This is a genomic window from Amycolatopsis sp. NBC_01286, assembly GCF_035982555.1.
Classification (GTDB): Bacteria; Actinomycetota; Actinomycetes; order Mycobacteriales; family Pseudonocardiaceae; genus Amycolatopsis.
Genome location: NZ_CP108428.1, coordinates 4,661,229 through 4,686,309 on the forward strand (window position 1 = coordinate 4,661,229; position 25,081 = coordinate 4,686,309).

Sequence of the window (25,081 nt, forward strand, 5' to 3'; positions counted from 1 at the left end):
GGGAGGTTCCGCCCAAAAGATCGATGCAGAACCCGGTCGACGCTAGACGCGGCCCGGGAGCGGCAGAAGATCCATCACACCGGCAAAGTTTCACGCCACGGCCCTGTGAAACCGCGTGAAACGGCGGGCCCGGAAGGAGCGGTCGTGAGTGAGTAACAGTGTTAGAACACTGTTACTCACTCACGACCGGGTGCGGCAAGGGGCGGCGGTCAGAGCGTCTCGAAGCGGATCCCCGCCTTGGTGAGCCGGTCGATCAGCGCGTCGCCCATCGCGGCCGCCGTGGTGACCTGGCCGGCCGTCTCCGGGAGGTCGTCGGTCGCCAGGCACAGCGCCGACTCCGCGAGCATCTTCGCCGTCTCGTCGTAACCCGGGTCGCCGCCGGACACCTCGGTCACCACGCGCCGGCCGCCGCCCTCGCCGATGAACCGCACCGAGAACCACGACCGCGCCCGGCGCTCCGGGCTCGGGCCGCCGCCGGGCGCCAGCAGCCGGGACAGCGCCCGCCGGGCCGGCGGGACCTGCGCGGCGGCGAACAGCGCGCCGACGCCGACCGCGCCGCCCGCCAGCACCGGCAGGTGCTTGACCGCGGCGAAGTGCCGGTAGGTGAAGTCCGGGCCGTAACGCTCGACCGCGGCCGCGGACCGGCGCACGATCTCGGGGTCGATCGTCGGCAGCGGCACGGCCCACCAGCCCGCGCCGGCCACCCGGTGCGGCCGGCCGAGCGGGGCCCGCGCGAACCGGCCCGTCGGCCGCGGCTCGGCGGCCGCGCGCTCGCGAGCCGCCCGCGCCCCGGCCGGCATCCGGGACATCACGGTCAGCGCGCTGAGGAACGTGCCGCCGGACGGCATCCCGCTCGCCCGGACGTAGCCGTCGACGCGCAGCGGCACGCCTTCGGGCAGCTGCCGCACGGTGAACCAGGCGCCGAGGTCGTGCGGGATCGAGTCGAACCCGCACGCGTGCACCAGCCGCGCGCCGGTCTCGCGGGCGCGTCGATCGTGCTTGAGGTACATGAGGTCGGCGAACTCGGGCTCGCCGGTCAGGTCGACGTAGTCGGTGCCCGCCTCGGCGCACGCCGCGACCAGCGGCTCACCCTGGTTCAGGTACGGCCCGACCGTCGTGATCACGACCTTCGTGGCCTCGGCGACCGCGCGCAGCGACGCCGGGTCGCCCGAGTCGGCGACGAGCAGGTCGAGCGTCGCGAACCGGTCGTCGATCTCCGCGAGCTTCGCCCGCACGGCCTCGAGCTTGCCGCGATTGCGCCCGGCCAGCGCCCAGCGCAGGTCCGCGGGCGCGTGGCGGGCCAGGTACCCGGCGGTGAGGCCGCCGGTGAAGCCGGTGGCGCCGAACAGGACCACGTCGTGCGCGCGCATGTCTCCTCCAGGGGACGTCGACGGCGGACCTGCCCAGGTTACTAGCCGGTCACTTCCGGTCGCCGGTGTAGACGACGGCCGCCGCCACGGCTTCCACCGCGGTGATCACGTCGGCGATGCGGCGCGGCAGCGACTCGTGGGTGTCGGCCATCCAGGCCCGCACCTGCGCCCGCCCGAGCTCCGGTTCGCACAGGTCGGAGACCCCTGCGGTCCACGCGAGCAGCGCCAGGCACGCCGAGTGCGGGTCGGGCCGTTCGACGCCGAACACCGCCGACCGGGCCTTGCTGCGCGCGGCCGTCGAGACGAGCACGTCCGCGGGCGGGTAGCGGTGCGTGCGGCGCAACAGCACCCGATCCGGCGCCCGGCGCACGAGCCCGAGCGCGATGAGGTTGTCGGCGGTGATCGACGGCAGCGTCGCGCGCAGGTGGTCGATCCAGTCGCGCACGCCGTACGCGGCGGATTCGGTGAGGATTTCGGAAAAGATCCGGTCCATGGTCGGAATTCCCGGCGGCCGCCGGGTGATCGGCCGGACTTTGCGGTCCTGGACGGTGATCCGGTCGGCGAACAACAGGTCGCACAACACCGCGCCGGCGAGCCCGATGCCGAGCGACGTCCGGCCGAGCACCGCGCGCCCGGTGAACTCGTCGTGCCCGAGGAAGAAGAACGAATCGACCAAGGTGAGCCGGCGCATGACGGAAATGGGCCCCCTGGGCTGTCGACGGGAAGGATCCCGAAGATAGCGGTAGGGCTTCCGGCGGTTTCCGGCGCCACGGGTGTTTTACCCCGATCGGCCGTACCGCGGGCGGGGGCGCTGCCCCTACTCTGTGGACCGCCGCCATGATCAGCTTCGGCTCGAACGGCGCGGGGGTAATGGGGCGTGCCCGGCGGCACCACGGGTTTTCCGAGCGGTGGGAAAGGTTCATGCGCACGCACACGCCGGAACGGCGCGGCCTCGGCACCCGGCGCCTCGGTGCCGTTCAGATAGTGTTCTTCGTGGTCGCGGCGGCGGGCCCGCTCTACGCGATCGCCGGCGGGGTTTCGGCGACTTACGCTGTGACAGGCAGTATCGGCGTGCCACTTTCGTTCGTGGTGCTGGCTCCGGTGCTCGCGTTGTTCGCCGCCGGGTACGCCGCGATGAGCCGCTACATCACGAACGCCGGCGCGTTCTACCCGTACGTCGCCCACGGAATCGGGAAATCGGCGGGCACCGGCGTCGCCTACGTCACAGTGGTCGCCTACAGCTCGATCCAGCTCGGGATCTACGGCATCTTCGGCCTTTCCGTCTCGACGTGGCTGGGCACGCTGTTCGGCGTGCACGTGCCGTGGTGGCTGATCGCGCTGCTGACGGTGCTGCTCGTCGGCGCGGCCGGGGTGCTGCGGATCGACCTCAACGCCAAGGTGCTCGGTGTCGCGCTGGCGCTGGAGGTCGCGGTGCTCGTGGTGGCGGACGTCGGGATGTTCGCGCACCCGGCCGGCGGCCACGTTTCGCTGACGCCGCTTTCGCCGTCGAGCCTGTTCACGGCGGGTGTCGGCGCGGTCTTCGCCTTTTCCATCGCGGTTTTCCTCGGTTTCGAAGGCGCCGCGACCTACGGCGAGGAATGCCGCGACCCGAGCCGGACGGTCGGCCGGGCGACGTACATCGCGATCGGCGTGACCGCCGTGCTGTTCGTCGTTTCCTCGCTCGGAATGGCGGTCGCGACCGGGCCGGACCACATCGTGGAACGGGCCGTCGCCGAAGGGCCGGGACTGCTGTTCGGGCTGACCGGGGAACACCTCGGTCCGGTGTTTTCCCACGTGGCCTACGTCCTGTTCCTGACGAGCCAATGCGCCGCGATGCTGAGTTTCCACAACGCGGTCGGGCGGTATTTCTTCGCGCTCGGCCGCGACGGGCTGCTGCCCGTCGGGTTCAGCCGCACGAGCAAGCGCACCGGCGCCCCGATCGGCGGCTCGCTGGTCCAGACGACGATCGCGTTCGTCGTCGTCGCGGTGTTCGCGCTGGCCGGGCGCGACCCGTTCACCGACCTGTTCACCTGGACCGGCGTCACGGCGTCGACCGGCGTCACGATCATCATGATCGCGGTTTCGCTGTCGGTGGTCGGTTTCTTCCGGCGTCACCCGGGGACGGAGACGCGGTGGCGGCGCCTGATCGCGCCGCTGCTGGCCACGCTGGCGCTGAGCGTGATCCTGGTGCTCATCGTCGCCCACTTCGACGTCCTGCTCGGCCCGGCGGGTGCGAACCCGCTGCTGCGCTGGGGCCTGCCGGGGCTGCTGGTGCTGGCCGGGCTGGTGGGCTTCCTGCGGGGCGAGTCGCTGCGCACCCTGCGTCCGGACGTCTACGCCGGGATCGGCGGGCCGGTCCGCGAGGTGGAGGAGCTGATGAGCCGATGAGCGACGTCCGGGCCGCTGATCCGTCCGAAGTGGACGTCGTCATCGGCATCCTCGTCGCCGCGTTCCAGGACGACCCGATGAGCCGCTGGGTCTTCCCGGGCGACGACCGCCGCCGTACCCGCGCCCACCCGGCGTTCTTCCGCGCGCTCGCCGAGCTGGGGTTCGCGGCCGGGAGCGTCGATCTGACCACCGACCACTCGGCCGCGGTGATCTGGACCCCCGCCGGCGGGGACGGCGACCTCATGATCCCCGGGCTCGACGACGACGAGCTGCACCGGCTGGGCGCCCTGCTCGGGCTGATGGCCGCCCACGAGCCGCACGAGCCGCACTGGCACGCGCAGTTCATCGGCGTCCGGCCCGGCCGGCAGCGGGAAGGCGTCGGCACGCGGCTGCTCCGCCACGGCCTCGACCGCTACGACGCCGCGGGCGCGCCGACCTACCTCGAAGCCAGCTCGCCGGACAGCACGCGGCTCTACCGGCGGCTCGGGTTCCTCGACCACGGCCCCGCCTTCTCACCACCCGGCGGCCCGCCCATGCAGCCGATGCGGCGTCTCCCCGTCTGAGCCGTACCGGCGAGTACAGTGCGCGTTCGAACGCGAGGAGGCAGACGTGACCGAACGCTTCGGCAGCTACCAGAACGAGCTCTACCTGCAGGGACTCGGTGGTCAGCTGCCGCCGTGCTCGACCGACGCGACGAAGCTCGAAGCGTCGGCGCGCGAGGTCATGGCGCCCGGCCCGTTCTCCTACGTCGCGGGCGCGGCCGGCTCCGGCGCCACCGCGCGGGCCAACCGCGAGGCGTTCGACCGCTGGCGCGTCGTGCCGCGGATGCTGACCGGCGCCACCGACCGCGACCTGGCGACCACGGTGCTCGGCACCCGGCTGCCCGCGCCGGTGGCCGTCGCGCCCGTCGGCGTCCAGTCGATCGTGCACTCCGGCGCCGAGTCGGCCACGGCGCGGGCCGCAGCCTCGGTCGGCCTGCCGTTCATCCTCTCCACGGCGTCGTCGACCGGCATCGAGGACGTCGCCGCGGCCAACGGCGACGGCCCGCGCTGGTTCCAGCTGTACTGGCCCGGCGACCCGGACGTCTGCGCGAGCCTGCTGGCCCGGGCGAAGGCGGCCGGTTACACGGCGCTGGTCGTCACGCTCGACACGTGGACGCTGGCCTGGCGACCGTCCGATCTGGACCAGGGCTACCTGCCGTTCCTCAAGGGTGAGGGGCTCGCCGTCGCGTTCACCGACCCGGTGTTCCGCGGCCTGCTGGAGAAGACGCCGGAGGAGGATTCGGGCACGGCGATCCTGCGCTGGCTCGGCATGATCACCGGCGCCGACCGGACGTGGGACCAGCTGCCGTTCCTGCGCGAGCACTGGGACGGCCCGATCGTGCTCAAGGGCATCCAGCACGTCGCCGACGCGCGCCGCGCCGCCGAGGCCGGGATGGACGGCATCGTCGTGTCCAACCACGGCGGCCGCCAGGTCGACGGCGCGATCGGCGCGCTGGAGGCGTTGCCCGGCATCGTCGCGGCGGTCGGCGACCGGCTCGAGGTGCTGTTCGACTCCGGCATCCGCACCGGCGCGGACGTCCTCAAGGCGATCGCGCTCGGCGCCCGCGCGGTGCTGGTGGGCCGCCCATGGGTCTACGGCCTGGCGCACGCGGGCGAGGACGGCGTGCGGCACGTGCTGCGGAGCTTGCTGGCCGACTTCGACCTGACGATGGGACTTTCCGGCCACCGCACCCTCGCCGACCTGGGCCCGGACTCGCTCCAGCGGACGTGAGGTAACAAATCGGGAAATCCGGGGACAGGGTCCGGACCGGTCGTTATCGTTCGAGTCCCATTGCGGGCCGTCGGGGGCGGTCTGCTCCTGTTTTCCTTGCCCGTTGGGGGTTTTCCTTGTCTTCCATCATGATGCGGATCGGCATCCTGCTCGCCGTCCTCGGCTTCGGCACGTTCGTCCTCGAGCAGTTCGACATGGAGTTCCGGCTGCTCTCGTGGGCCGACGACATGCAGCCCACGTTCGGGATCGTGCTGGGCCTCGTCGGCGTCGCGCTGATCGTCGTCTCGCTGGTGCTCAACCGGTCCAAGGCCGCGCCGCAGCCGCAGCAGCAGTTCGCGCAGCAGCCGCCGGCCCCGGGCGCCCCGCAGGGCTACCCGGGCCAGCCGCAGCAGCAGTTCCCCGGCCAGGCCCCGCAGCAGCAGCCGTACGCCCAGCAGCAGTACCCGCAGCAGCCCGGCCAGCCCGGCTGACGCTCGTCGTCCGTGAAGGCCTCCTTACCGGCTCTTATGGCCGGTAAGGAGGCCTTCACGGCTTTCCGGGGTGCCGCCGGTCACGCCGCGGGGATATTCAGGAGCCCGCGTCGTCACGCACGGCTATCCTTGGCCCGAGTATGTCCACACCATCCCCGTTCGAAGCGCTGCGTGCGCGCCTGCCCGAGCTGATGCCGCGCGACGAGCACCGGCTGCGCAGGCGGCTCGACGGTGCCCGCAAGGCCCGCGACCGCGACTCCGCCCTCGCCCGGATCGCCGCCGACGTCGACGCCGCCGAGCTGCGCCTGCTGTCGCGCCGCGAGAGCGTGCCCAAGATCGAATACCCCGAAGAGCTGCCGGTCAGCAGGCTCAAGGACGAGATCGGCGCGGCCATCGCCGCGCACCAGGTCGTGATCGTCGCGGGGGAGACCGGCTCGGGCAAGACCACCCAGCTGCCGAAGATCTGCCTCGAGCTGGGCCGCGGCGTCCGCGGCCAGATCGGGCACACGCAGCCGCGCCGGCTGGCCGCGCGCACGGTCGCCGACCGGATCGCGAGCGAGCTCAAGACCGAGCTGGGCGACACCGTCGGCTACAAGGTGCGGTTCACCGACCAGTCCGGGCAGGACACGCTGGTCAAGCTGATGACCGACGGCATCCTGCTGGCCGAGATCCAGACCGACCGCTCGCTGCGCCAGTACGACACGCTGATCATCGACGAGGCCCACGAGCGCAGCCTCAACATCGACTTCATCCTCGGCTACCTCAAGCAGCTGCTCCCGCGGCGTCCCGACCTCAAGGTGATCATCACCTCGGCGACCATCGACCCGGAGCGGTTCTCGAAGCACTTCGACAACGCGCCGATCGTCGAGGTCTCCGGCCGGACGTACCCCGTCGAGGTCCGCTACCGGCCGCTCGTCGACCCGGAGGATCCCGAAGGGGACGACGAGCGCGACCAGACCCAAGGCATCGTCGAAGCCGTCGAAGAGCTGTGCGCCGAGGGCCCGGGCGACGTGCTGGTGTTCCTCTCCGGCGAGCGCGAGATCCGCGACACCGCGGACGTGCTCAACCGCGCCGACCTGCGGGGCACCGAGGTCCTGCCGCTGTACGCGCGGCTGTCGGCGGCCGACCAGCACCGGGTGTTCCAGCAGCACACCGGGCGCCGGGTCGTGCTCGCGACGAATGTCGCCGAGACGTCGCTGACCGTGCCGGGCATCAAGTACGTCGTCGACCCGGGCACCGCGCGCATCTCGCGCTACAGCCACCGCACCAAGGTGCAGCGGCTGCCGATCGAGCCGGTGTCGCAGGCGTCGGCGAACCAGCGCAAGGGCCGCTGCGGCCGGACGTCGGACGGCATCTGCATCCGCCTCTACTCCGAAGACGACTTCGAGGCGCGGCCCGAGTTCACCGACCCGGAGATCCTGCGGACCAACCTGGCCTCGGTCATCCTGCAGATGACGTCGCTCGGGCTGGGCGACATCGCGGCGTTCCCGTTCGTCGAGCCGCCGGACCGCCGTCAGGTCACCGACGGCATCGGCCTGCTGCAGGAGCTGGGCGCGTTCGACAGAGAGGCCGCCGGCAACAGCGACCGGCGGCTCACCGAGACCGGCCGCAAGCTCGCGCAGCTGCCGGTGGACCCGCGGATGGGCCGGATGGTCCTGGAGGCCGCTCAGAACGGCTGTGTTCGCGAAGTGATGATCATCGCGGCCGCGCTGTCCATCCAGGACCCGCGCGAGCGGCCGTCGGAGAAGCAGCAGCAGGCCGACCAGCAGCACGCGCGGTTCGCGGACCCGACGTCGGACTTCCTGGCCTACCTGAACCTCTGGGAGTACGTCGCCGAGCAGCAGAAGGCGTTGTCCAGCAACCAGTTCCGCCGGCTGTGCCGCAACGAGTACCTGAACTACCTGCGCGTGCGCGAGTGGCAGGACATCTTCAGCCAGCTCCGTCAGCTGGCCAAACCGCTCGGCATCTCGCTGAACACGAACACCGACGCCGTCGACCCGCAGAAGGTGCACACGTCGCTGATCGCCGGGCTGCTCTCGCACATCGGGCTCAAGGACCCGGCGAAGGGCGACTACCTGGGCGCGCGCGGCGCCCGGTTCGGCGTCTTCCCGGGTTCGGCGCTGTTCAAGAAGCAGCCGCGCTGGGTGATGTCGGCCGAGCTGGTCGAGACGTCCCGGCTGTGGGCGCGGGTCAACGCGCGCATCGAGCCGGAGTGGGTCGAGCCGCTGGCGCAGCACGTCGTCAAGCGCAACTACTCCGAGCCGCACTGGGAACGCAAGCAGGGCGCGGTGATCGCGATCGAGAAGGTGACGCTCTACGGCGTCCCGCTGATCGCCGACCGGCGCGTCAACTACGGGCGGATCGATCCCGAGATGTCGCGGGCGCTGTTCATCCGGCACGCGCTGGTCGAGGGCGACTGGCAGACGCGCCACCACTTCTTCGCCGAGAACCGGGCGCTGCTGGAGGAGGTCGAGGACCTCGAGAACCGCGCGCGGCGCCGCGACATCCTGGTCGACGACCAGACGCTGTACGAGTTCTACGACTCCCGCGTGCCCGCGGACGTCGTCTCGGTGCGGCACTTCGACACGTGGTGGAAGAAGACCCGCCACGAGCAGCCGGACCTGCTGTCGTTCGAAAAGTCGATGCTCATCAACGAGACCGCGGGCGGCGTCCGCGAGGGCGACTACCCCGACTCGTGGACGCAGGGCACACAGGTCTTCGCGCTGACCTACCAGTTCGAGCCGGGCGCGGACGCCGACGGCGTCACCGTGCACATCCCGCTGCCGGTGCTGAACCAGGTCACCGAGGACGGTTTCGACTGGCAGGTGCCCGGATTGCGGTCGGAGCTGGTGACGCAGCTGATCAAGTCGTTGCCGAAAGCGGTGCGCCGCAACTTCGTCCCGGCACCGGACACCGCGAACTACGTCCTTTCGCGAGTGTCGCCTTCGGACGGTCCGCTGCTGGAGGTGCTCGGCCGCGAGCTGCGTGCGTTGCGCGGTATCACGATCCCGTTCTCCGACTGGGACCTTTCTTCGGTGCCGGACCACCTGAAGGTGACGTTCCGGGTGGTGGACGAGCGCGGCAAGCGCGTGGCCGAGGGCAAGGACATCTCGCTGTTGCGGCTCAAGCTGGCGCCGAAGGTCCGGGAGACCATCTCGAAGGCGGCCAACAGCCTGGAGAAGGCGGGCTTGACGAAGCCGTCGTTCGGTTCGCTGCCAAGGGTTTTCGCTTCGACCCAGCGCGGCCACGACGTCAAGGCGTACCCGGCGCTGGTCGACGAGGGCGCGACGGTGGCGGTCCGGATGCTGGACACGCCGGCCCAGCAGGAACACGCGATGTGGGCGGGCACGCGGCGGATGCTGCGGCTCAACCTGAGCTCGCCGATGAAGTTCATCACGCGGTCGCTGTCCAACTCCTCGAAGCTGGTGCTGAACCGCAACCCGCACGGCAGCGTCGCGGCGCTGCTGGAGGACTGCGTCGACTGCGCGGTGGACGCCCTGATGGCCACCGCGGGCGGCCCGGCGTTCGACGAAGCCGGGTTCGCGGCGTTGCTGGAGAAGGTCCGGGCCGGCCTGCACCAGACGGTGCTGGAGGTCCTGACGGAGGTGGAGAAGATCCTGCGCGCGGCGAACGACGTCGAGGTGGCGCTGCCCGCGACCCGCGGCCCGGCGGAGTCCCTCGCGGACGTGCGCGCACAGCTGTCATCGCTGGTGTACCCGGGTTTCGTGACGGCGACGGGCGCGTCCCGGCTGCGCAACGTCGTCCGCTACCTGCAGGGGATCTCACGGCGCTTGGAGAAGCTGGTGTCGGAACCGACCCGCGACCTGCAGCGGACGGCGGACATCGCGTGGATCACTTCCGAGTACGCCGAGGCTCGCGCTTCCCTCCCGCCGGGCACGTCGTCCCCGGCACTGGACGAGGTCCGCTGGATGATCGAGGAGCTGCGGGTCTCGTTCTTCGCCCAGACCCTGGGCACGGCCCACCCGGTGTCGCTGAAACGGATAACGAAGGCTTTGGACGACGCCCTGGCCTGACGCCGTACCTGGACGGTCGACTCGCGTACTCAGAAGGTCGGCTCGCGTACCTGGAGGGTCGGCTCACGTGCCGGGGCTCCGAACTCGCGTGATCAGCGGCGGGTCTCGCGTGATTGAAGACGTAACTCGCGTGATTGGGCGCGTGACTCGGTTACTTCGCGTCGGCGTAGGTGTCGACTGGGGCTATGTGCATCGGGAAGCGGACCGGGCATGCCTCGCCGAACAGCATGGTCGCCGCCTCCGTGATGCTGTCCACAATGGACGACGAGACCACGTCGGCCAGCTCCGCCGGGGTGTGGACGATCACCTCGTCGTGCTGGAAGAAGACCAGGTGGGCGGGGGCGGGGAGGCGACGGCGGAGCGTGGCCAGCATCACCGCCGTCATGTCCGCCGCGCTCGCCTGGACGACGAAGTTGCGCGTGAACCGGCCCCAGCCGCGCGACGCCCGGCGGGCCTTCAGCTCCGCCGCCTCGTCCGACGCCAGGCCGCCGGTCAGGGCACGCCAGGCGGCGGAGGGGGCCGGCGAGGTGCGGCCGAGACGAGAACGGACGCGCTCGCCGCGTTCGCCCGCTTGGGCCGCGTGCTCCACATAGGACACCGCGTCCGGGAATCGCTGGCGCAACAAGGCCAGCAACGGCCCCGCTTCGCCGGACGTGCCGCCGTACATCGCCGACAGCATCGCGATCTTCGCGCGGGCCCGGTCGTCGCGGTCGTCGTCCGGTGACAACGGGACCCAGTGGGCGCCCGAGAACAGCGCTTCGCCGAGGCGTGCGTACAGGTCCGTCGCCGCCGCGACGTCGGCCAGGCGGCGGTCGCCCGACAGCGCCGTCAGCACCCGGGGTTCCAGCTGCGCCGCGTCGGCCACCACCAGCTTCCAGCCCGGGTCCGCGCGGACGCACGTGCGCAGCACCTTCGGGATCTGCAACGCCCCGCCGCCGCGGCTGGCCCACCGCCCGGACACCACGCCGCCGACGACGTAGTGCGGGCGGAACCGGCCGTCGGTGACCCACTCCTCGAGCCACGTCCAGCCGTTCGCCGTGTAGAGCCGCGACAGCTCCTTGTACTCCAGCAGCGGCCCGACCGCCGGGTGGTCGATCCCCTTCAGGAAGTACTTCCGCGCGGACGGTATCTCGATCCCGGCCCGGGCCAGCGCCCGGACGACGCTCGGCGGCGAGTCCGGGTTGACCGCCCGCCCGCCGAACGCCTCGGTGATCTTCGCCGCCAGCTCCACCAGCACCTTCGGCCGGTGCCCGGCCGGCACGCGGGGGCCGAGCCGCGAGACCAGCAGCGCCTCGTGCAGGTCCGCGCGCCAGGGCAGGCCGTCGGCCGCCATCTCCACCGCGGCCAGCGCGCTCGCCGACTCCGCGGCCAGCAGCAGCCGGAACCGGTCCGGGTGCTCGACCGCCGCCGCCCGCCGGTCCTGCTCCGCGAGCACGCGCTTGACCGCCGTGACGACCGTCACGCCGTCGGGCAGCGTCGGCGTCCGCGTGTCGAACAGTGTCGGCTGAGCCAGCTCGACGGTCGCCGAATCCGACGGCGGTTCCTCGCCGTTCGCCCTGGCCCAGGCCGCGCGCAGGCTCCGCGACTGCCCCTCCTGACCCGCGTGCGCCAGCAGCAGCCCCTCGGCCAGCGAGAGGTCGTGGCAACGCCGCAGCCGGACCCCGGCCGCCACCAGCACCGGGTAGGTGACCTCGACGGACGGGAACACCCACCGCGGGTCGAGCGCGGCCTCCAGCTCCCGGGCCAGCGCCGCGAAACCCGCCTCGTCCAGGCCGGTCACGGTCGAGGACGGCGAGTGCACGGTGAAGCTCCCGTCCTCCTCCTGCCCCGCGATCACCTGCACGGACTCATTGTGCCGACCACCACCGACAGTTTCGGCGAGACCACGTCTGGTGCGGGGGCGACGGGCTTGGTTTACTGTCCAGTAGCCCCCATACCGCCGGTACGTCGTGCCGTCGGCGTGGGTCTCTTCCCGCAGCAACGGAGGTGCCCGGATGAGTCTGGTCGCGCTCGCCACGCAGGTGGCGGACAAGGTGGCCGAGACGGCGCGCAGTGTCGACGTGATGCGGCGGGCCGGGCTGGTGCCCTTCCCCCGCGTCGACGAAGGCCTCCGGTCCCTGGTCGCGATCCGCAAGTACGGGCCGTTCGCCGGCGCCAACCACATCTCCGCGCGCCGCGACCCGACCGCCGTCGGCATCGTCGACGAGGTCGGCCCGCTCACCTACAAGCAGCTCGACGACCAGTCGAACGCGCTGGCCCGGGCCTGGTCGGAGCGCGGGATCAAGCCCGGCCAGGTCGTCGCCGCGCTGTGCCGCGACCACCGCGGCCTGGTGCTCACGATGGCCGCGGCCGGCAAGCTCGGCGTGCGCCTGCTGCTGATGAACACCGGCTTCGCCAAGCCGCAGCTGGCCGACGTCGCGAAGCGCGAGAACGTCACCGCGCTGGTGTACGACCAGGAGTTCACCGGCCTGCTGGACGCCATGCCGAAGAACGTCGACCGCTACCTGGCCTGGGTGGACGCCGACAGCGACCTGTCCGACCGGGACGTCCCGGTGCTCGCCGAGATCATCGCCAGCACCGACGACCGGCCGTGGCCCGCGCCGGCCAAGCCGGGCGGGTTCGTGCTGCTGACCAGCGGCACCACCGGGACGCCGAAGGGCGCGCCGCGGCCGCACACCTCGGCGCTGGCCTCGGCGCAGTTCCTCGACCGGATCCCGCTGCGCGCCAACGAAGCCACGTACATGGGCGCGCCGCTGTTCCACGGCACCGGCCTGTCGCAGTTCATCCTGTCCTTCGCGCTCGGCTCGACGGTCGTGATGCGCCGCAAGTTCAGTCCCGAAGAGACACTGCGCGGGGTGGCCGAGCACAAGTGCACCGCGCTGGTGCTCGTGCCGACCATGCTGCAGCGCATCGTCGACCTGCCGAAGGACGTCCTCGGCAAGTACGACACGTCGTCGCTGCGGATCGTCTTCGTCGCCGGCTCGGCGCTGTCGCCGGATCTGGGCAACCGCGCCAACGAGGCGTTCGGCCCGGTCGTGCACAACCTGTACGGCTCGACCGAGGTCGCCGTGGCCACCGTCGCGACGCCGGAGGACTGGGTGAAGGCCCCGGGCACGGTCGGCCGTGCGCCGGTCGGCTGCAAAGTCGCGCTGTACGACGAAAAGGGCGGCCGGGTCACCGAGCCGCACGTCACCGGCCGCGTGTTCGTCGGCAGCGGGCTCAGCTTCGGCGGCTACACCGACGGCCGCCACAAGGAGATCATCGACGGCCTGCTCTCCAGCGGCGACGTCGGCCACTTCGACGAGGACGGCCTCCTGTTCATCGACGGCCGCGACGACGAGATGATCGTCTCCGGCGGCGAGAACGTGTTCCCGATCGAGGTGGAGAACCTCCTCGTCGAGCGCGAGGACGTCCTGGAGGCGGCGGTGATCGGCGTCGAGGACCCGGAGTTCGGCCAGCGGCTCAAGGCGTTCGTCGTCCTGGCCGACGGCGCGGACCTCGACGTCGACGCGGTCCGCGACTACGTCAAGGCGAACCTGGCACGCTACAAGGTGCCCCGCGACGTCGAGTTCCTCGACGAGCTGCCGCGCAACGCGACCGGGAAGGTGTTGCGCACCAAGCTTTCCTGAGCCGCTACTCCCAGTCGATGCCGAAGACGCCGGGGCCGAAGTCGAGGGCCACGGCGTGCACGCCGTCCGCGCCGTCCAGCTTCAGCGGGCGGCGCGACATCGAGCCGGCGTTGTCGTTGCGCGAGTACTGCCAGCAGTGGCCGGGCGCGGTGCCCGGCGCGAACCGGACCTCCAGCAGGTATTCGCGCACCGGGCGGCGGAACTCGCGGTAGTGGGTGTTGCGGCACTCCGGGTACGGCGGGCCGCTGTTGGTCAGGGTGTACTCGATCAGGTGCGTCTCGCCGCGGTCGATCGGCTGGTCGAAGACGAGCTCGGCGACGACGAGGCCGTGCTTCTCGTCGACCTCGGCGCGCCCGACCCGGCAGTTGCGCACCGCGTGCAGCTCCGGTGGCCCGGCGGCCGGGTCGTCCTGGGTGTAGACCAGCAGCCAGCGGTCCAGGCCGTCGGTGCCGGCCTGGAAGACCGCGCGGGCGGTCACCGAGCGCTGGCCGCCGTCCTCGGCGATCTCGCAGAGGTCGTGCAGCCCGACCATCTTCAGCGGGTGCTGGCGCTCGAGCGCGTCCGGTGCCCCGACCTTCGCGAGCATCGGCAGCAGCACTTCGCGTGGGAACGACATGGGCTCGCCGCCGGCTTGGCGCTTCCCGGCGCCGCCGCGGGGGCGCGGCGGGGGCAGCAGACCCAGCAGGGACCCGGCGGGGACGTCGAGGATTTCTTCGAGGCTGCGCACCGCCGACAGGGAGCTCTGCCGCTCCGGCTGTCTTTTGCCGGACTGCCAATAACTGAGCGCGGTGACGCTGACGACGACGCCGCGGGCCCGCAGCCGGGCCTGGATGCGGTCGAGGGAGAGCCCGCTGGTGGCGATGGCCGCGCGCAGCCGGGTGGCGAACGCGGTGCGTTCACCTTCCTGACCGCCGCTCACCACGTGGTCCGCCGTGCTGCCCGCCATTGCCGATCCGACCCGCCCCGTGCCGTCCCCCGACGATCCCCGACACGGTGCACGTTAGCAGGATTCCGGGCATGATCCGCGTCCCTCTTCACCGGGGCTGTCGATCGCTACGGACGTGCGTCCACTCGGGCGAACGGGCTAGTACTGGCAACTGTGAACCATTGCCCCGGCCTGGGCGGACGCGCTTGTATGACTTGCCTGCGCCGGTGGCACCGCCTCCCCCTCACGGCCCACCCGGGCGCAGGCGAACCGGCCGCGTGAGCGGTTCCGGCTCCGGTTCACCCGGCCGCGTTGTGCGACCGGCCGGTGTGGCCGCGCGATGACCGGTGGCCCGGCGACGCCCCCAGCGCCGGGCCACCGGTCTTATTACCACCGGGTAGCATCCGGTCCATGACGCTCCGGAAGAACATCCTGATCACGGGCGCGAGCAGCGGCTTGGGCGAGGGCATGGCCCGGCAGTTCGCGGCGAAGGGACGCAACCTCGCGTTGTGCGCCCGGCGCACGGAGCGCCTGGAGAAACTCGCCGCCGAGCTGATGGCGGCCCACCCCGGGATCAAGGTCGTGACGCGCACCCTGGATGTCACCGACCACGACAGCGTCTTCCGCGTCTTCGAGGAGTTCCGCGCCGAGCTGGGGTCCCTCGACCGGGTGATTGTGAACGCCGGGCTCGGGAAGGGGCAGCCGGTCGGCAAGGGCCGGTTCGACGCCAACCGCCAGACCCTCGAAGTCAACTTCGTCGCGGCCGCCGCGCAGATCGAAGCCGCCGCCGGGATCTTCCGCGAGCAGGGCTCCGGGCACATCGCCGTCGTCTCGTCGTTCAGCGCGATCCGCGGCCTGCCCGGCAACCTCACCGCGTACGCCGCGTCGAAGGCGGGCATCTCGACGTTCGTCGACGGCACCCGCGCCGAGCTGAAGCGCAAGGGCATCAAGGTCACCGACATCCGGCCGGGCTACATCGAGTCCGAGATGAACGACCGGATCGGCCGGAACCCGTTGCTGGCCAAGGCCGACACCGGGGCCCGCGCGCTGGTGAAGGCGATCGAGGCCGAGGGCTCGCGGGCGTACGTCCCGGCGTGGCCGTGGGTGCCGCTGAGCCTCGCCATGCGCGTCGTGCCGGTCTGGATCCTGCGGAAGTTCGCGTGAGCATCAACAGCACCGACAGCACGGTCGACGTCCGCGCCGAGGACGTCTTCGACGCCGCCGCGGTGCACGAGTGGCTGGCGGTCCGCGTCGACGGCCTCGGCGACGAACCGCCGCGGGTCCGGCAGTTCCCCGGCGGCGCGTCGAACCTTACCTACCTGCTGACCTACCCCGATCGGGAGCTGATCCTGCGCCGCCCGCCGGCCGGGCACAAAGCCGCGTCGGCGCACGACATGCGGCGCGAGTACCGCGTGCAGCACGCCCTCAAGCCGGTGTTCCCGTACGTGCCGAAGATGCTCGCCTTCGGCGACGACCCGGCCGTGCTCGGCGGCGACTTCTACGTGATGGAGAAGCTCGACGGCCTGATCCTGCGCGGCGACCTCCCCGAGGGCATGACGCTGGCGCCGGAGCAGGCGCGCGAGCTGTCCGGCAAGGTCGTCGACCGGCTGGTCGACCTGCACGCCGTCGACGTCGAGCGCGCCGGGCTGAGCGACCTCGGCAAGGGCGCGGGGTACGTCGAGCGGCAGATCCGCGGCTGGTCGGACCGGTTCACCGCGGCGCGCACGGACAACGTCGGCGACTTCGCCGAGGTGCGCGCGTGGCTGGCTTCGAACCAGCCCGGCGAGGTCAAGATCTGCTTGATCCACAACGACTACCGCCTCGACAACCTGGTGCTGGACGGCCCGTCGACGTTGAACATCACCGGCGTCCTCGACTGGGAGATGGCGACGCTCGGCGACCCGCTGATGGAGCTGGGCAGCATGCTGGCCTACTGGGTGGAGGCCGGCGACGACGACGTCATGCAGGCCAGCCGCCGCCAGCCGACCCACCTGCCGGGCACGTTCACCCGCGAGGAGTTCGTCGCGCGCTACGCCGGGAAGACCGGGCTGGAGATCGGCGACTGGCGGTTCTACGAGGTCTACGGCCTCTTCCGGCTCGCCGCGGTGCTGCAGCAGCTCTACCGGCGCTACCACGACGGCGCCACGCGCAACCCGGCGTTCAAGGACTTCTGGCAGTTCGTCGGTTACCTCGACTGGCGCTGCCGCGAGATCATCGCGAAGGGGAAAGTGTAAGTGGGCGCGATCTACCTGGTCCGGCACGGACAGGCGTCGTTCGGCGCGGCGGACTACGACGCGCTGTCCCCGCGCGGCTTCGAACAGTCCACTGTGGTCGGTGCGGAACTGCTGCGCCGCAACGTTTCCTTCAGTCAGGTCCGGTCGGGCACGCTCGCCCGGCAGCGCGACACCGCGGCGACGGCGTTGAAGGTGCTGGGCACCGACGTCCCCGTGGCCGAGGACCCGCGCTGGAACGAGTACGACCACGTCGACATCGGCGTGCACCACGCGGGCGGCGCGCCGCAGGAGGACTCGCGCGCCTACCAGGGGGTGCTGGACAAGGCGCTGACGTCGTGGATCGAGGCGGGCGCCGACGGGCCGTGCGCCGAGACGTGGCCGGCGTTCCTCGCCCGCTGTCGCGGCGCGCTGGAGGACCTGGTCGCGACGCTGGGCAAGGGGGAGCACGCGGTCGTGTTCACCTCCGGCGGCGTGATCGCCACCGTCTGCGGCGCGCTCCTGGGCACGCCCGAGGTGGGCCTGCTCAAGCTCAACCGCGTCACCGTCAACGGCGGGATCACCAAGCTGGTGTCCGGCCGCGGCGGCGTCACGATGCTGTCGTTCAACGAGCATCCGCACTTCGAAGCGGACGCGGCCCAGCTGCTCACCTACCGGTAGGAGACGTTCGATGCGGTTCGGCGAAGTCACGCTCCTCGAAGTGGGCGGCCACGGCCCGGAGGACGTCGTCCTCGACGGCGAGGGCCGGATCTACACCGGCGTCGACGACGGCCGCATCCTGCGGCACACCGCGGACGGCCGCGGCGCGGAGACCATCGCCGACACGGGCGGCCGTCCGCTGGGCCTGGAGCTGTACGGCGACGACGAGCTGCTGATCTGCGATGCGCGGGCCGGGCTGCTGGTGATGCCGCTGGCCGGCGGCACGCCGAGGACCCTGGCGACGTCGGCGCTGGGCCTGGACTTCGTGTTCTGCAACAACGCCGCCGTGGCCGCGGACGGCACGATCTACTTCACGGACTCCTCGCGCCGCTTCGGCATCGACAACTGGCGCGACGACCTGATCGAGCAGACCGCCGGCGGCCGCCTGCTGCGCCGCACCCCGGACGGCGCGATCGACCTGGTCCTCGACGGCCTCCAGTTCGCCAACGGCGTCGCGCTGGCCCCGGACGAGTCGTTCGTGGCGGTCGCGGAGACGGGCGCCTGCCGCGTGACGCGCGTCTGGCTGGACGACGGCCGTTCCGACGTCCTCGTCGACGACCTGCCGGGCTTCCCGGACAACATCTCCACAGGCACGGACGGCCTGATCTGGATCACGCAGGCGTCGCCGAAGGTGGCCGCTTTGGACGTGGTCCGGCGACTGCCGACGTTCTTGCGAGCCGGCGTCCGCGCGCTCCCGACGTGGCTGCAGCCCCGCCCGGGCCGCGAGGTCGGCGTGCTGGGCGTCGCACCGGACGGCAAGGTGCACCGCGAGCTGCGCGGCGAGATCGACGGCTTCCACATGCTGGTGGGCGTCCGCGAGTGGCGGGGCCAGCTGTACTTCGGCTCACTGGAGGAGTCGAAGATCGCGGTGACGCGGGTCTAGCGGCCGGTCCAGCGGGGTTCGCGGCCCGCCGACCAGGCCGCGTAGAACTCCTTGTGGTCCTTTGCCGTCATCAGCAGGGCTTGAGTCATCGCTTCCAGCTCGATCGCGCTGCCCAGGTCCATGTCCAGCTCGCGGGTCAGCAGCACCTTCGTCGTCGCGTACGCCAACGCCGGGCCGTCCGCCAGGCGGCGGGCCAACGCCGTTGCGGCGGCGGGCAGGTCCTCATCGGGAACCACCTGTGTGGCCAGGCCGATCTCGGATGCGCGAGAAGAGGACACCTTGTCGCCCAGGATCAGCAGTTCCGTCGCGCGGCCCAGGCCCACCAGGCGCGGCAGGAGGTACGCCGAGCCCATGTCCGCGCCGGCCAGGCCCACCTTCGTGAACAGGAACGCGAACTTCGCCGACTGCGCCAGCAGCCGGAAGTCGCTCGCCAGGGCGATCACCGAACCCGCGCCCGCCGCGACGCCGTTGACCGCCGCGATCACCGGCAGCGGGCACTCGCGCAGGGCCTTCACCACCGCGCCCGTCATGCGCGTGAACTCCAGCAGCTCCGCCGTCTCGAACTTCTGCAGCTCGCCGATGATCTCCTCGACGTCGCCGCCGGAGCAGAACCCGCGGCCGCGGCCGGTGATCACCAGCACCCGGACGTCCTCGTGCTGCGGCAGCTCGATGATCAGGTCACGCAGGTCGGCGTAGACGTCGAAGGTCAGCGCGTTCAGCTTCTCGGGCCGGTCGAGCGTCACCGTGGCGACGCCGTCGGCCACGGTGAACTCGAAGTGCTCCCACTCCTTCGTGAGGGGTGCGGTCGCGCGGAACGGGCTCATAGCTGGATTCCTCCGCCGTCGAGTACGAGGGTCTGGCCGTTGATCGCGGCGGCCTCGGGGGCCGCCAGGAAGGACACCGCGAACGCCACTTCGTCCGGTTCCAGCAGTCTGCCGAGCGGGGACGCGGCCGCCAAAGCAGCTTCCGCGGAGGAAGAATCGCGCCCGGTGCGCTCCTGGATCCGCGCCACCGACGTCGCCGTCATGTCGGTGCGGACGAACGCCGGGCACACCGCGTTCGCCGTGACGCCGGTGCCGGCCAGCTCCGCCGCGACCGCCCGCATCAGCCCGGCCGCCGCGTGCTTCGACGCCGTGTAGCCGGCCGTGTAGCGATAACCGACGTGCGAGGCGGTCGACGCGACCGTGACGATCCGGCCGCTGTCCCGTGAGCGCATCCCCGGCAGCACCGCGCGGGTGCACAGGAACGCACCGGTCGCGTTGACCTCGATCTGCTGCCGCCAATCGTCCAAAGTGGTCCGGGAAACCGGTGCACTGGAAGAGATCCCGGCGTTGTTGATCAGCACGTCCACCGGGCCCGCCGCCGCGAAGTACTCCGAGACGGCGTTCTCGTCGGTGACGTCGCAGTCCGCGCGCCCCGGCGCAAGCACGGTGTCACCCGCGTCGCGAAACCGCGCGGCGATCGCGGCGCCGATGCCACGCGTGCCGCCGGTGACCACGACCAGGCGGCTCACGGGCGGGCCGCCAGCGCGCGCCGGTCGAGCTTGCCGTTGGCGGTGCGGGGGAGTTCGGTCACGAAGACCACCTCACGGGGGTATTTGTGCTTGGCCAAATGTGCCTTCGCGTGGTCCTTCAGCTCGTCCGCGGCCACCGACGCGCCCGGCGCGAGCACGACGTACGCGCGCGGCAGCACCAGGCCGCCGGCCTCGTGGCCGACGACCGCGCAGTCCATCACGGCCACGTGGCCGAGCAGGCAGTCCTCGATCTCGCCGGGCGCGACGAACACGCCGCCGACCTTGAGCAGCGCGTCCGCGCGGCCGTGGTGCCGGAAGAACCCGCCGGACCGGCTGAACAGGTCGCCCGACGTCAGCGTGTCGCCGTCGAACGTCTTCGCGGACTTCTCCGCGTCGCCGTAGTACTCCAGCGCGATCGTCGGCCCGGTGACCCGCAGCGGCCCGATTTCGCCGTCGGGCAACGGGTTCCCGAGTTCGTCGACGACCTGCGCGGTGTAGCCGGGCACCTCGGTGCCGAGCGTGCCGACCCGAACCGAGCCGGGCCGGTTCGACAGGTAGATGTGGTACGCCTCGGACGATCCGATGCCGTCGACCACCGGCACGCCGAACGCCGCGTCCCACTTCCGGTGCAGCTCCGCGGGCAGCGCCTCGCCCGCCGACGTCGTCATGCGCAGGCAGCTCAGGTCCTGCTCCGCCGCGGCCGGGTGCGCGATCATCGCGCTCATCATGGTCGGCACGTTCACCAGCACGCTCGGGCGGTAGCGCGCGATCAGCTCGAACATCAGGTCCGCCGTGCTGCGTTCGGGGAACGCGATCCCGGCCGCGCCGACGCCGAACGGGAACAGCGCCACCAGATCGCGCGCGTACCCGAAGAACAGCTTGGGCACGGCCAGGATCCGGTCGTCCTCGCGCAACCCGAGCACCTGGACGGCGTACCGCTCGAAGCTCTCTTTCGCACTCCGCAAGGGATGTACGCACGCCTTGGGCGCACCGGTGCTGCCGGTGGTGAACTTCCAGATCCCGACGTCGTCCAGCGTGGTCGGCGCGGCTTCGAGTTCGTCGGACGCGGTGTCGAGCAGTGTCCGGAATGGACGCTCACCCGGCCGTAACTCGCTCTCGGGGACGCCGGTGACGAGCAGGTTCCGCGCGCCCGCCTCGCGGAGTGCGGGCAGCGTGACGGCGTCCGCGATCACCGCGACGGCCTCGGTGTACCCCAGGTAGTACGTGTAGTCCTTGGGCTGCAGGAACGGGTAGACCTCGGCGGTGACCGCGCCGATCTTCTGGGCGCCGTACCAGGTGGCGACGAACTCCTCGCCGTCGCTCAGGGCCAGCAGCACCCGCTGTCCACTTCGGACACCGGCGTCACGCAGCACGTTCCCGGCGCGGTTGACCAGCTTCGCCAGCGACGCGTAACCGACCTCCCGCGAGCCGACGAACAACGCGGTCCGGTCCGTTGACGCGTGCCGGTCGACGAAGTAGGACGCGAGGTTGAACGGCTCAGGCACGGGCCAGCTCCCGGATCGCTTCCACCAGCAGATCGGTCAGCACCGAGAACGTCTCTTCGCCCTCTTCGGCCGTCGCTTCGGCGGGCTTGCCGCAGTAGGCGTCGGCCATCCCCATTTCGACGAAGCCGCCGTCGGACGGCGCCGAAGCCAGGCTGACCGGGACGTGCGGCAGCTCCCGCATGACGGCCTGGTCGACCAGCTCCGGCCGGTCGGCCAGCACCAGCGACGTCTCGTACCGCCCCGCGTGACACTCGCCGGACCGGAACTCTTCGGTGAGGCGCTGGGCGTGCCGCCGCCGGACCAGGTCCAGCAGCGCGACGTGCCCGTCGTAGGCGAAGTTGAGCGTCTCCACCGCGCGCCGCAGCGTGACCAGGTGCGCGGGCTCGAAGTGGTTGTTGACGAGCAGGATCCGCGGCAGTCGCTGGCCGATCAGCGCGGCGCCGACGTCCACCAGCAGCGCGTGCAACGTCTCCTCGCCGATGTGGATGCCGCCGGCGAACCCGGCCGCGAACCGCGTCACGCCGTACGGGATCTCCGGGAGGATCAGCACCCGGACTTCGTCGTCGGCGGCCAGCCGGGACGCCGCGCGCTCGCACATCCCGCGCGAGATCAGCGGGTCCGTGCCCAGCGGCGCGTGCGGGCCGTGCGGCTCGACCGCGCCCAGCGGGAGCAGCAGCACCGGGACGCGCGGGCCGTCCGAAATAGCGCCGACCTGGCGCGAGCTGAGGTCCGCGAAGTACGTCACGCAAATCAAGCTACACCGCAGCGGCCTGAGGTGTATAGAGTTGCGCCCGTGCCCGTCGACGCCTTCGAAGCCAGCCCCCAGGAGCTGGTCGTGACGTTGCTGGGCAGCTACGTCCACCCGCGCGAGACGCGCCGGGTGTGGTCGGGCGGCCTGGTCGCGGTGCTCGCCGAGCTGGGCTTTTCCGACGGCGCGGCCCGGATCGCGCTCACCCGCCTGGTGCGGCGCGGCCTGCTCACGCGCCACCGCGAAGGCCGCACGGTGCACTACTCGCTGACCCGCCGCACGGTCGCCCTGCTCGCCGACGGCGACCACCGGATCTTCTCCCTCGGCCGCCGCGAGCGCGCCGCGGGCGAGTGGACGGTGCTGTGGCAGAGCATCCCCGAGACCCGCCGCCAGGCCCGCGAACGCCTGGTGCGGCGGCTGCGGTTCCTCGGCTTCGGGCCGTACGCGGACGGCACCTGGATCGCCCCGCACGACCGCGAGGCCGAGGTGGTCGCGCTGCTCGGCGAGCTGGACGTCACCGAGCACGCCGGGCTGCTGCTCGGCCGGCCGTCGGCCGCGCTCGACGTCCGCCGGTTCGCCGGCCGGGCCTGGGACCTCGACGAGCTGGCCGCGCGTTACACGGCGTTCGTCGAGCAGTTCGGCGGCTGCCGCGGCGAGGAGCTGACCGACAAGACCGCGTTCGACGTCCGCACGCGGCTGGTGCACACCTTCCGCGCGTTCCCGTCGCTCGACCCGGAACTGCCCGCCGACCTGGTGCCCGCACCGGATCACCGGGCGGCCGCGGTCGAGTTGTTCCACGATCTGTACACCGCGCTGGCCCCCGCGGCCCAGCGCCACTTCGACGAGGTGACCAACGGATGACCGACATCGACGCCAAGACCCAGGAAGCGCTGAGCTACACCTCGTACCTGGCGCTGGACGAGGTGCTGGGTGCCCAGCGGCCGCGTTCGGAAGAGCACGACGAGCTGCTGTTCATCGTGATCCACCAGGTGTACGAGCTGTGGTTCAAGCAGATGCTGCACGAAGCGACGTACCTGCAGGAGTGCTTCGAAGCGGGCACGACCGCGCACGCGATCCGCACCGTGCGGCGGATCCTGTCGATCCTCAAGGTCGCCGTCGCGCAGATCGACGTCCTCGAGACCATGACGCCCAGCCAGTTCACCAGCTTCCGCACCCGGCTGGACGCCTCCAGCGGCTTCCAGTCGGCCCAGTTCCGGGAGCTGGAAGCGGTGCTCGGGCGTCGCGACGAGCGCGTCTTCGCGCACTACCCCGAAGGCGGCGAGCAGCGGAAGGGCATCGCCGACGCGATGGCGCGGCCGTCGTTGTTCGACTCTTTCCTCGCGTACCTCAAGGCTTCTGGCTACCCGGTCGAGTGTGATCGAGACGTCACTCGACCGGTGGAGCCCTCCCCGGCCCTGCAGGCGATATTGCTGGACATGTACCGCGACGACGGCGGCCCGTCGGTCGTCGCCGAATGTCTGGTGGATCTCGATGAAGGGATGCAGGAGTGGCGCTACCGGCACGTGAAGATGGTCGAACGCACCATCGGCGACAAGACCGGGACAGGGGGCTCATCCGGCGCGACTTACCTGCGTACCACGCTCTTCCAGCCGATGTTCCCGGATCTCTGGGCAGTACGGAGCCGATTGTGACCTCGCTCGACGACATCCGCGCGGACTCGAACGCCCTGGCCGCGCACTACACGCGGTTCTCGGTGCGGGAACGCCTCCTGCTCTCCGGGCATTCGCACCAGGCCTGGCCCGACGTCGCCGAAGAAGGGCTCCTCGAGTCCTTCGCCGACGCCGCCCGGGACGTCGACCTGAAGTGGGAGCGGGCCTTCGCGAAGGCCGACGAGCTGCGCGCGGGCTTCCGCCTGCTGCTCGGCGACCCGCACGGCGAGTACGCGCTCGGCGCGAGCACCCACGACCTGGTGCTGCGGTTCCTGTCCGCGATGGAGCTGCCCCGAAGACCACGGCTCGTGACCACCGAAGGCGAGTTCCACACGCTGCGCCGTCAGCTCGCGCGCCTCGAAGAGGAGGGCGTCGAGGTCGTGCGCGTGCCGGTCGAACCGGTGACGACGCTGGCCGAGCGCGTCGCCGCCGAGGTCGACGACCACACGGCCGCGGTGCTCGTGTCGGCCGTGCTCTTCGAGACGTCCCGGCTGGTCCCGGGCCTCGCGCACCTCGCCGACGTCTGCCGCGACCGCTCGATCGAGCTGGTCGTCGACGCCTACCACGCGCTCGGCGTGGTGCCGTTCCCGCTGCACGACCTGGGCCTGACCAACGCCTGGGTGCTCGGCGGCGGGTACAAGTACCTGCAGCTGGGCGAGGGCAACTGCTTCCTGCGGCTGCCCGCGCACGCCCAGGAGCTGCGGCCGGTGATCACCGGCTGGTACGCCGAGTTCGGCGCGCTCGCCGACGAACGGCGTCCCGGTGGCGTCGCCTACGCCATGGGCGGCGACCGGTTCGCCGGCGCCACCTACGATCCGGCGAGCCACTACCGCGGCGCCCGCGTCCAGCGGTTCTTCGCCGAGCAGGGCCTCACACCGGCGTTCCTGCGCGAGGTGTCGCAGCACCAGGTGGGCCTGCTCGCCGACGTCTTCGACAAGCTCGCGCTGCCCGAGGGCGTCGTCACCCGTGACCGCGAGACGCCGCTCGGCCTGCTCGGCGGCTTCCTCTCGCTGCGGTGCGCCGACGCGGGTGCGCTGCAGGCCGCGCTGGCCGCGCAGGGCGTCCGCACCGACAGCCGCGGGCCGTACCTGCGCTTCGGCCCGGCGCCGTACCTCTCCGACACGCAGCTGGAGACGGCGATGGGCACGCTCGGCGCGGTGATCAGGGGCTGAGTTACCGGTCCGTATCGCGGGACCTGTACTGGTCCGGCGAGCGGCGGCGATCTAGGTTGGTGCCGGGAACC

21 protein-coding genes are annotated in these 25,081 nt (G+C 71.5%); 13 read left to right on the top strand and 8 right to left on the bottom strand.

Going from position 1 to position 25,081, the window contains the following annotated elements; all coding sequences use genetic code 11:
• Positions 1–209: 209 nt before the first annotated feature.
• A complete protein-coding gene (locus OG570_RS22460; RefSeq protein WP_326959046.1) occupies positions 210–1,370 on the bottom strand; it encodes a saccharopine dehydrogenase family protein in 1,161 nt (386 codons plus the stop codon).
• Between the two features lie 49 nt (positions 1,371–1,419).
• Positions 1,420–2,061 carry a GOLPH3/VPS74 family protein gene (locus tag OG570_RS22465; RefSeq protein WP_326943578.1) on the bottom strand — a complete coding sequence of 214 codons (642 nt, stop codon included), beginning with the start codon at positions 2,059–2,061 and terminating at the stop codon, positions 1,420–1,422.
• Positions 2,062–2,291: 230 nt separating this feature from the next.
• Between OG570_RS22465 and OG570_RS22470 the strand changes: the two genes are divergently transcribed.
• The 5 genes from OG570_RS22470 to hrpA all read left to right on the top strand — a co-directional run bounded on the left by OG570_RS22470 (position 2,292) and on the right by hrpA (position 10,035).
• Positions 2,292–3,758: an APC family permease gene (locus OG570_RS22470; RefSeq protein ID WP_326959048.1), complete on the top strand. Its 1,467-nt coding sequence runs from the start codon at positions 2,292–2,294 to the stop codon at positions 3,756–3,758.
• Positions 3,755–4,321 (top strand): GNAT family N-acetyltransferase, encoded by a 567-nt coding sequence (locus OG570_RS22475; protein WP_326959050.1) that lies wholly within the window; start codon positions 3,755–3,757, stop codon positions 4,319–4,321. The genes OG570_RS22470 and OG570_RS22475 overlap by 4 nt, the downstream gene beginning before the upstream one ends.
• 46 nt (positions 4,322–4,367) lie before the next feature.
• The gene (locus tag OG570_RS22480; RefSeq protein ID WP_326943575.1) at positions 4,368–5,531 is read left to right on the top strand and encodes a lactate 2-monooxygenase; all 1,164 of its coding nucleotides are present in this window, start codon (positions 4,368–4,370) and stop codon (positions 5,529–5,531) included.
• 116 nt (positions 5,532–5,647) lie between these two features.
• Positions 5,648–6,001: a hypothetical protein gene (locus tag OG570_RS22485; protein WP_326959052.1), complete on the top strand. Its 354-nt coding sequence runs from the start codon at positions 5,648–5,650 to the stop codon at positions 5,999–6,001.
• Between the two features lie 140 nt (positions 6,002–6,141).
• On the top strand, positions 6,142–10,035 hold the full coding sequence (gene hrpA / locus OG570_RS22490; protein ID WP_326959054.1) for an ATP-dependent RNA helicase HrpA: 3,894 nt from the start codon (positions 6,142–6,144) through the stop codon (positions 10,033–10,035).
• Between the two features lie 151 nt (positions 10,036–10,186).
• Here the strand turns inward: hrpA and OG570_RS22495 are convergent, their stop codons facing one another.
• Positions 10,187–11,878: a bifunctional 3'-5' exonuclease/DNA polymerase gene (locus OG570_RS22495; protein ID WP_326959056.1), complete on the bottom strand. Its 1,692-nt coding sequence runs from the start codon at positions 11,876–11,878 to the stop codon at positions 10,187–10,189.
• Between the two features lie 151 nt (positions 11,879–12,029).
• On the opposite strand from OG570_RS22495, the gene OG570_RS22500 reads away from it, so the two are divergent.
• Entirely contained in the window at positions 12,030–13,664 is a 1,635-nt protein-coding gene (locus OG570_RS22500) for an acyl-CoA synthetase (RefSeq protein WP_326959058.1), read from the top strand.
• 4 nt (positions 13,665–13,668) lie between these two features.
• Here the strand turns inward: OG570_RS22500 and OG570_RS22505 are convergent, their stop codons facing one another.
• Entirely contained in the window at positions 13,669–14,610 is a 942-nt protein-coding gene (locus OG570_RS22505) for a hypothetical protein (RefSeq protein ID WP_247055749.1), read from the bottom strand.
• A 390-nt stretch (positions 14,611–15,000) separates the two neighbouring features.
• Here OG570_RS22505 and OG570_RS22510 point away from each other — a divergent pair, with 390 nt between their 5' ends.
• The 4 genes from OG570_RS22510 to OG570_RS22525 are packed head-to-tail and all read left to right on the top strand — an operon-like array spanning position 15,001 to position 18,402.
• A complete protein-coding gene (locus tag OG570_RS22510) occupies positions 15,001–15,753 on the top strand; it encodes an SDR family oxidoreductase (RefSeq protein ID WP_326959060.1) in 753 nt (250 codons plus the stop codon).
• Entirely contained in the window at positions 15,750–16,823 is a 1,074-nt protein-coding gene (locus OG570_RS22515) for a phosphotransferase family protein (RefSeq protein WP_326959061.1), read from the top strand. The genes OG570_RS22510 and OG570_RS22515 overlap by 4 nt, the downstream gene beginning before the upstream one ends.
• Positions 16,824–17,480: a histidine phosphatase family protein gene (locus OG570_RS22520; RefSeq protein ID WP_326959063.1), complete on the top strand. Its 657-nt coding sequence runs from the start codon at positions 16,824–16,826 to the stop codon at positions 17,478–17,480.
• 10 nt (positions 17,481–17,490) lie between these two features.
• On the top strand, positions 17,491–18,402 hold the full coding sequence (locus tag OG570_RS22525; protein WP_326943566.1) for an SMP-30/gluconolactonase/LRE family protein: 912 nt from the start codon (positions 17,491–17,493) through the stop codon (positions 18,400–18,402).
• Here OG570_RS22525 and OG570_RS22530 read toward each other — a convergent pair.
• From OG570_RS22530 to OG570_RS22545, 4 genes are read right to left on the bottom strand one after another with little or no spacing between them, the layout of a single operon-like run.
• Positions 18,399–19,226 carry an enoyl-CoA hydratase family protein gene (locus OG570_RS22530; protein WP_326959065.1) on the bottom strand — a complete coding sequence of 276 codons (828 nt, stop codon included), beginning with the start codon at positions 19,224–19,226 and terminating at the stop codon, positions 18,399–18,401. The two genes, OG570_RS22525 and OG570_RS22530, sit on opposite strands and share 4 nt — an antisense overlap.
• Positions 19,223–19,915 (bottom strand): SDR family NAD(P)-dependent oxidoreductase, encoded by a 693-nt coding sequence (locus tag OG570_RS22535; RefSeq protein ID WP_326959067.1) that lies wholly within the window; start codon positions 19,913–19,915, stop codon positions 19,223–19,225. The genes OG570_RS22530 and OG570_RS22535 overlap by 4 nt, the downstream gene beginning before the upstream one ends.
• Entirely contained in the window at positions 19,912–21,420 is a 1,509-nt protein-coding gene (locus OG570_RS22540) for a benzoate-CoA ligase family protein (protein WP_326959069.1), read from the bottom strand. Before OG570_RS22540 ends, OG570_RS22535 begins: the two co-directional genes overlap by 4 nt.
• Positions 21,413–22,165 carry a creatininase family protein gene (locus OG570_RS22545; RefSeq protein ID WP_326959071.1) on the bottom strand — a complete coding sequence of 251 codons (753 nt, stop codon included), beginning with the start codon at positions 22,163–22,165 and terminating at the stop codon, positions 21,413–21,415. The genes OG570_RS22540 and OG570_RS22545 overlap by 8 nt, the downstream gene beginning before the upstream one ends.
• 48 nt (positions 22,166–22,213) lie before the next feature.
• On the opposite strand from OG570_RS22545, the gene OG570_RS22550 reads away from it, so the two are divergent.
• Genes OG570_RS22550 through OG570_RS22560 form a run of 3 tightly spaced genes read left to right on the top strand, consistent with a single transcriptional unit; the run spans position 22,214 to position 25,010 of the window.
• Positions 22,214–23,029, top strand: coding sequence for a PaaX family transcriptional regulator (locus OG570_RS22550; RefSeq protein ID WP_326959073.1), 816 nt, complete (start codon positions 22,214–22,216; stop codon positions 23,027–23,029).
• Entirely contained in the window at positions 23,026–23,820 is a 795-nt protein-coding gene (locus tag OG570_RS22555) for a tryptophan 2,3-dioxygenase (RefSeq protein ID WP_326959076.1), read from the top strand. Before OG570_RS22550 ends, OG570_RS22555 begins: the two co-directional genes overlap by 4 nt.
• The gene (locus OG570_RS22560) at positions 23,817–25,010 is read left to right on the top strand and encodes a kynureninase (protein ID WP_326943559.1); all 1,194 of its coding nucleotides are present in this window, start codon (positions 23,817–23,819) and stop codon (positions 25,008–25,010) included. The genes OG570_RS22555 and OG570_RS22560 overlap by 4 nt, the downstream gene beginning before the upstream one ends.
• Positions 25,011–25,081 lie beyond the last annotated feature (71 nt).

What these genes read in the sequence shown, in the direction of transcription:
- OG570_RS22460 (WP_326959046.1), bottom strand. Translation starts at nt 1,370, where the DNA reads ATGCGCGCGCACGACGTGGTCCTGTTCGGCGCCACCGGCTTCACCGGC.
- OG570_RS22465 (WP_326943578.1), bottom strand. Translation starts at nt 2,061, where the DNA reads ATGCGCCGGCTCACCTTGGTCGATTCGTTCTTCTTCCTCGGGCACGAC.
- OG570_RS22470 (WP_326959048.1), top strand. Translation starts at nt 2,292, where the DNA reads ATGCGCACGCACACGCCGGAACGGCGCGGCCTCGGCACCCGGCGCCTC.
- OG570_RS22475 (WP_326959050.1), top strand. Translation starts at nt 3,755, where the DNA reads ATGAGCGACGTCCGGGCCGCTGATCCGTCCGAAGTGGACGTCGTCATC.
- hrpA (WP_326959054.1), top strand. Translation starts at nt 6,142, where the DNA reads ATGTCCACACCATCCCCGTTCGAAGCGCTGCGTGCGCGCCTGCCCGAG.
- OG570_RS22500 (WP_326959058.1), top strand. Translation starts at nt 12,030, where the DNA reads ATGAGTCTGGTCGCGCTCGCCACGCAGGTGGCGGACAAGGTGGCCGAG.
- OG570_RS22505 (WP_247055749.1), bottom strand. Translation starts at nt 14,610, where the DNA reads ATGGCGGGCAGCACGGCGGACCACGTGGTGAGCGGCGGTCAGGAAGGT.
- OG570_RS22510 (WP_326959060.1), top strand. Translation starts at nt 15,001, where the DNA reads ATGACGCTCCGGAAGAACATCCTGATCACGGGCGCGAGCAGCGGCTTG.
- OG570_RS22525 (WP_326943566.1), top strand. Translation starts at nt 17,491, where the DNA reads ATGCGGTTCGGCGAAGTCACGCTCCTCGAAGTGGGCGGCCACGGCCCG.
- OG570_RS22530 (WP_326959065.1), bottom strand. Translation starts at nt 19,226, where the DNA reads ATGAGCCCGTTCCGCGCGACCGCACCCCTCACGAAGGAGTGGGAGCAC.
- OG570_RS22555 (WP_326959076.1), top strand. Translation starts at nt 23,026, where the DNA reads ATGACCGACATCGACGCCAAGACCCAGGAAGCGCTGAGCTACACCTCG.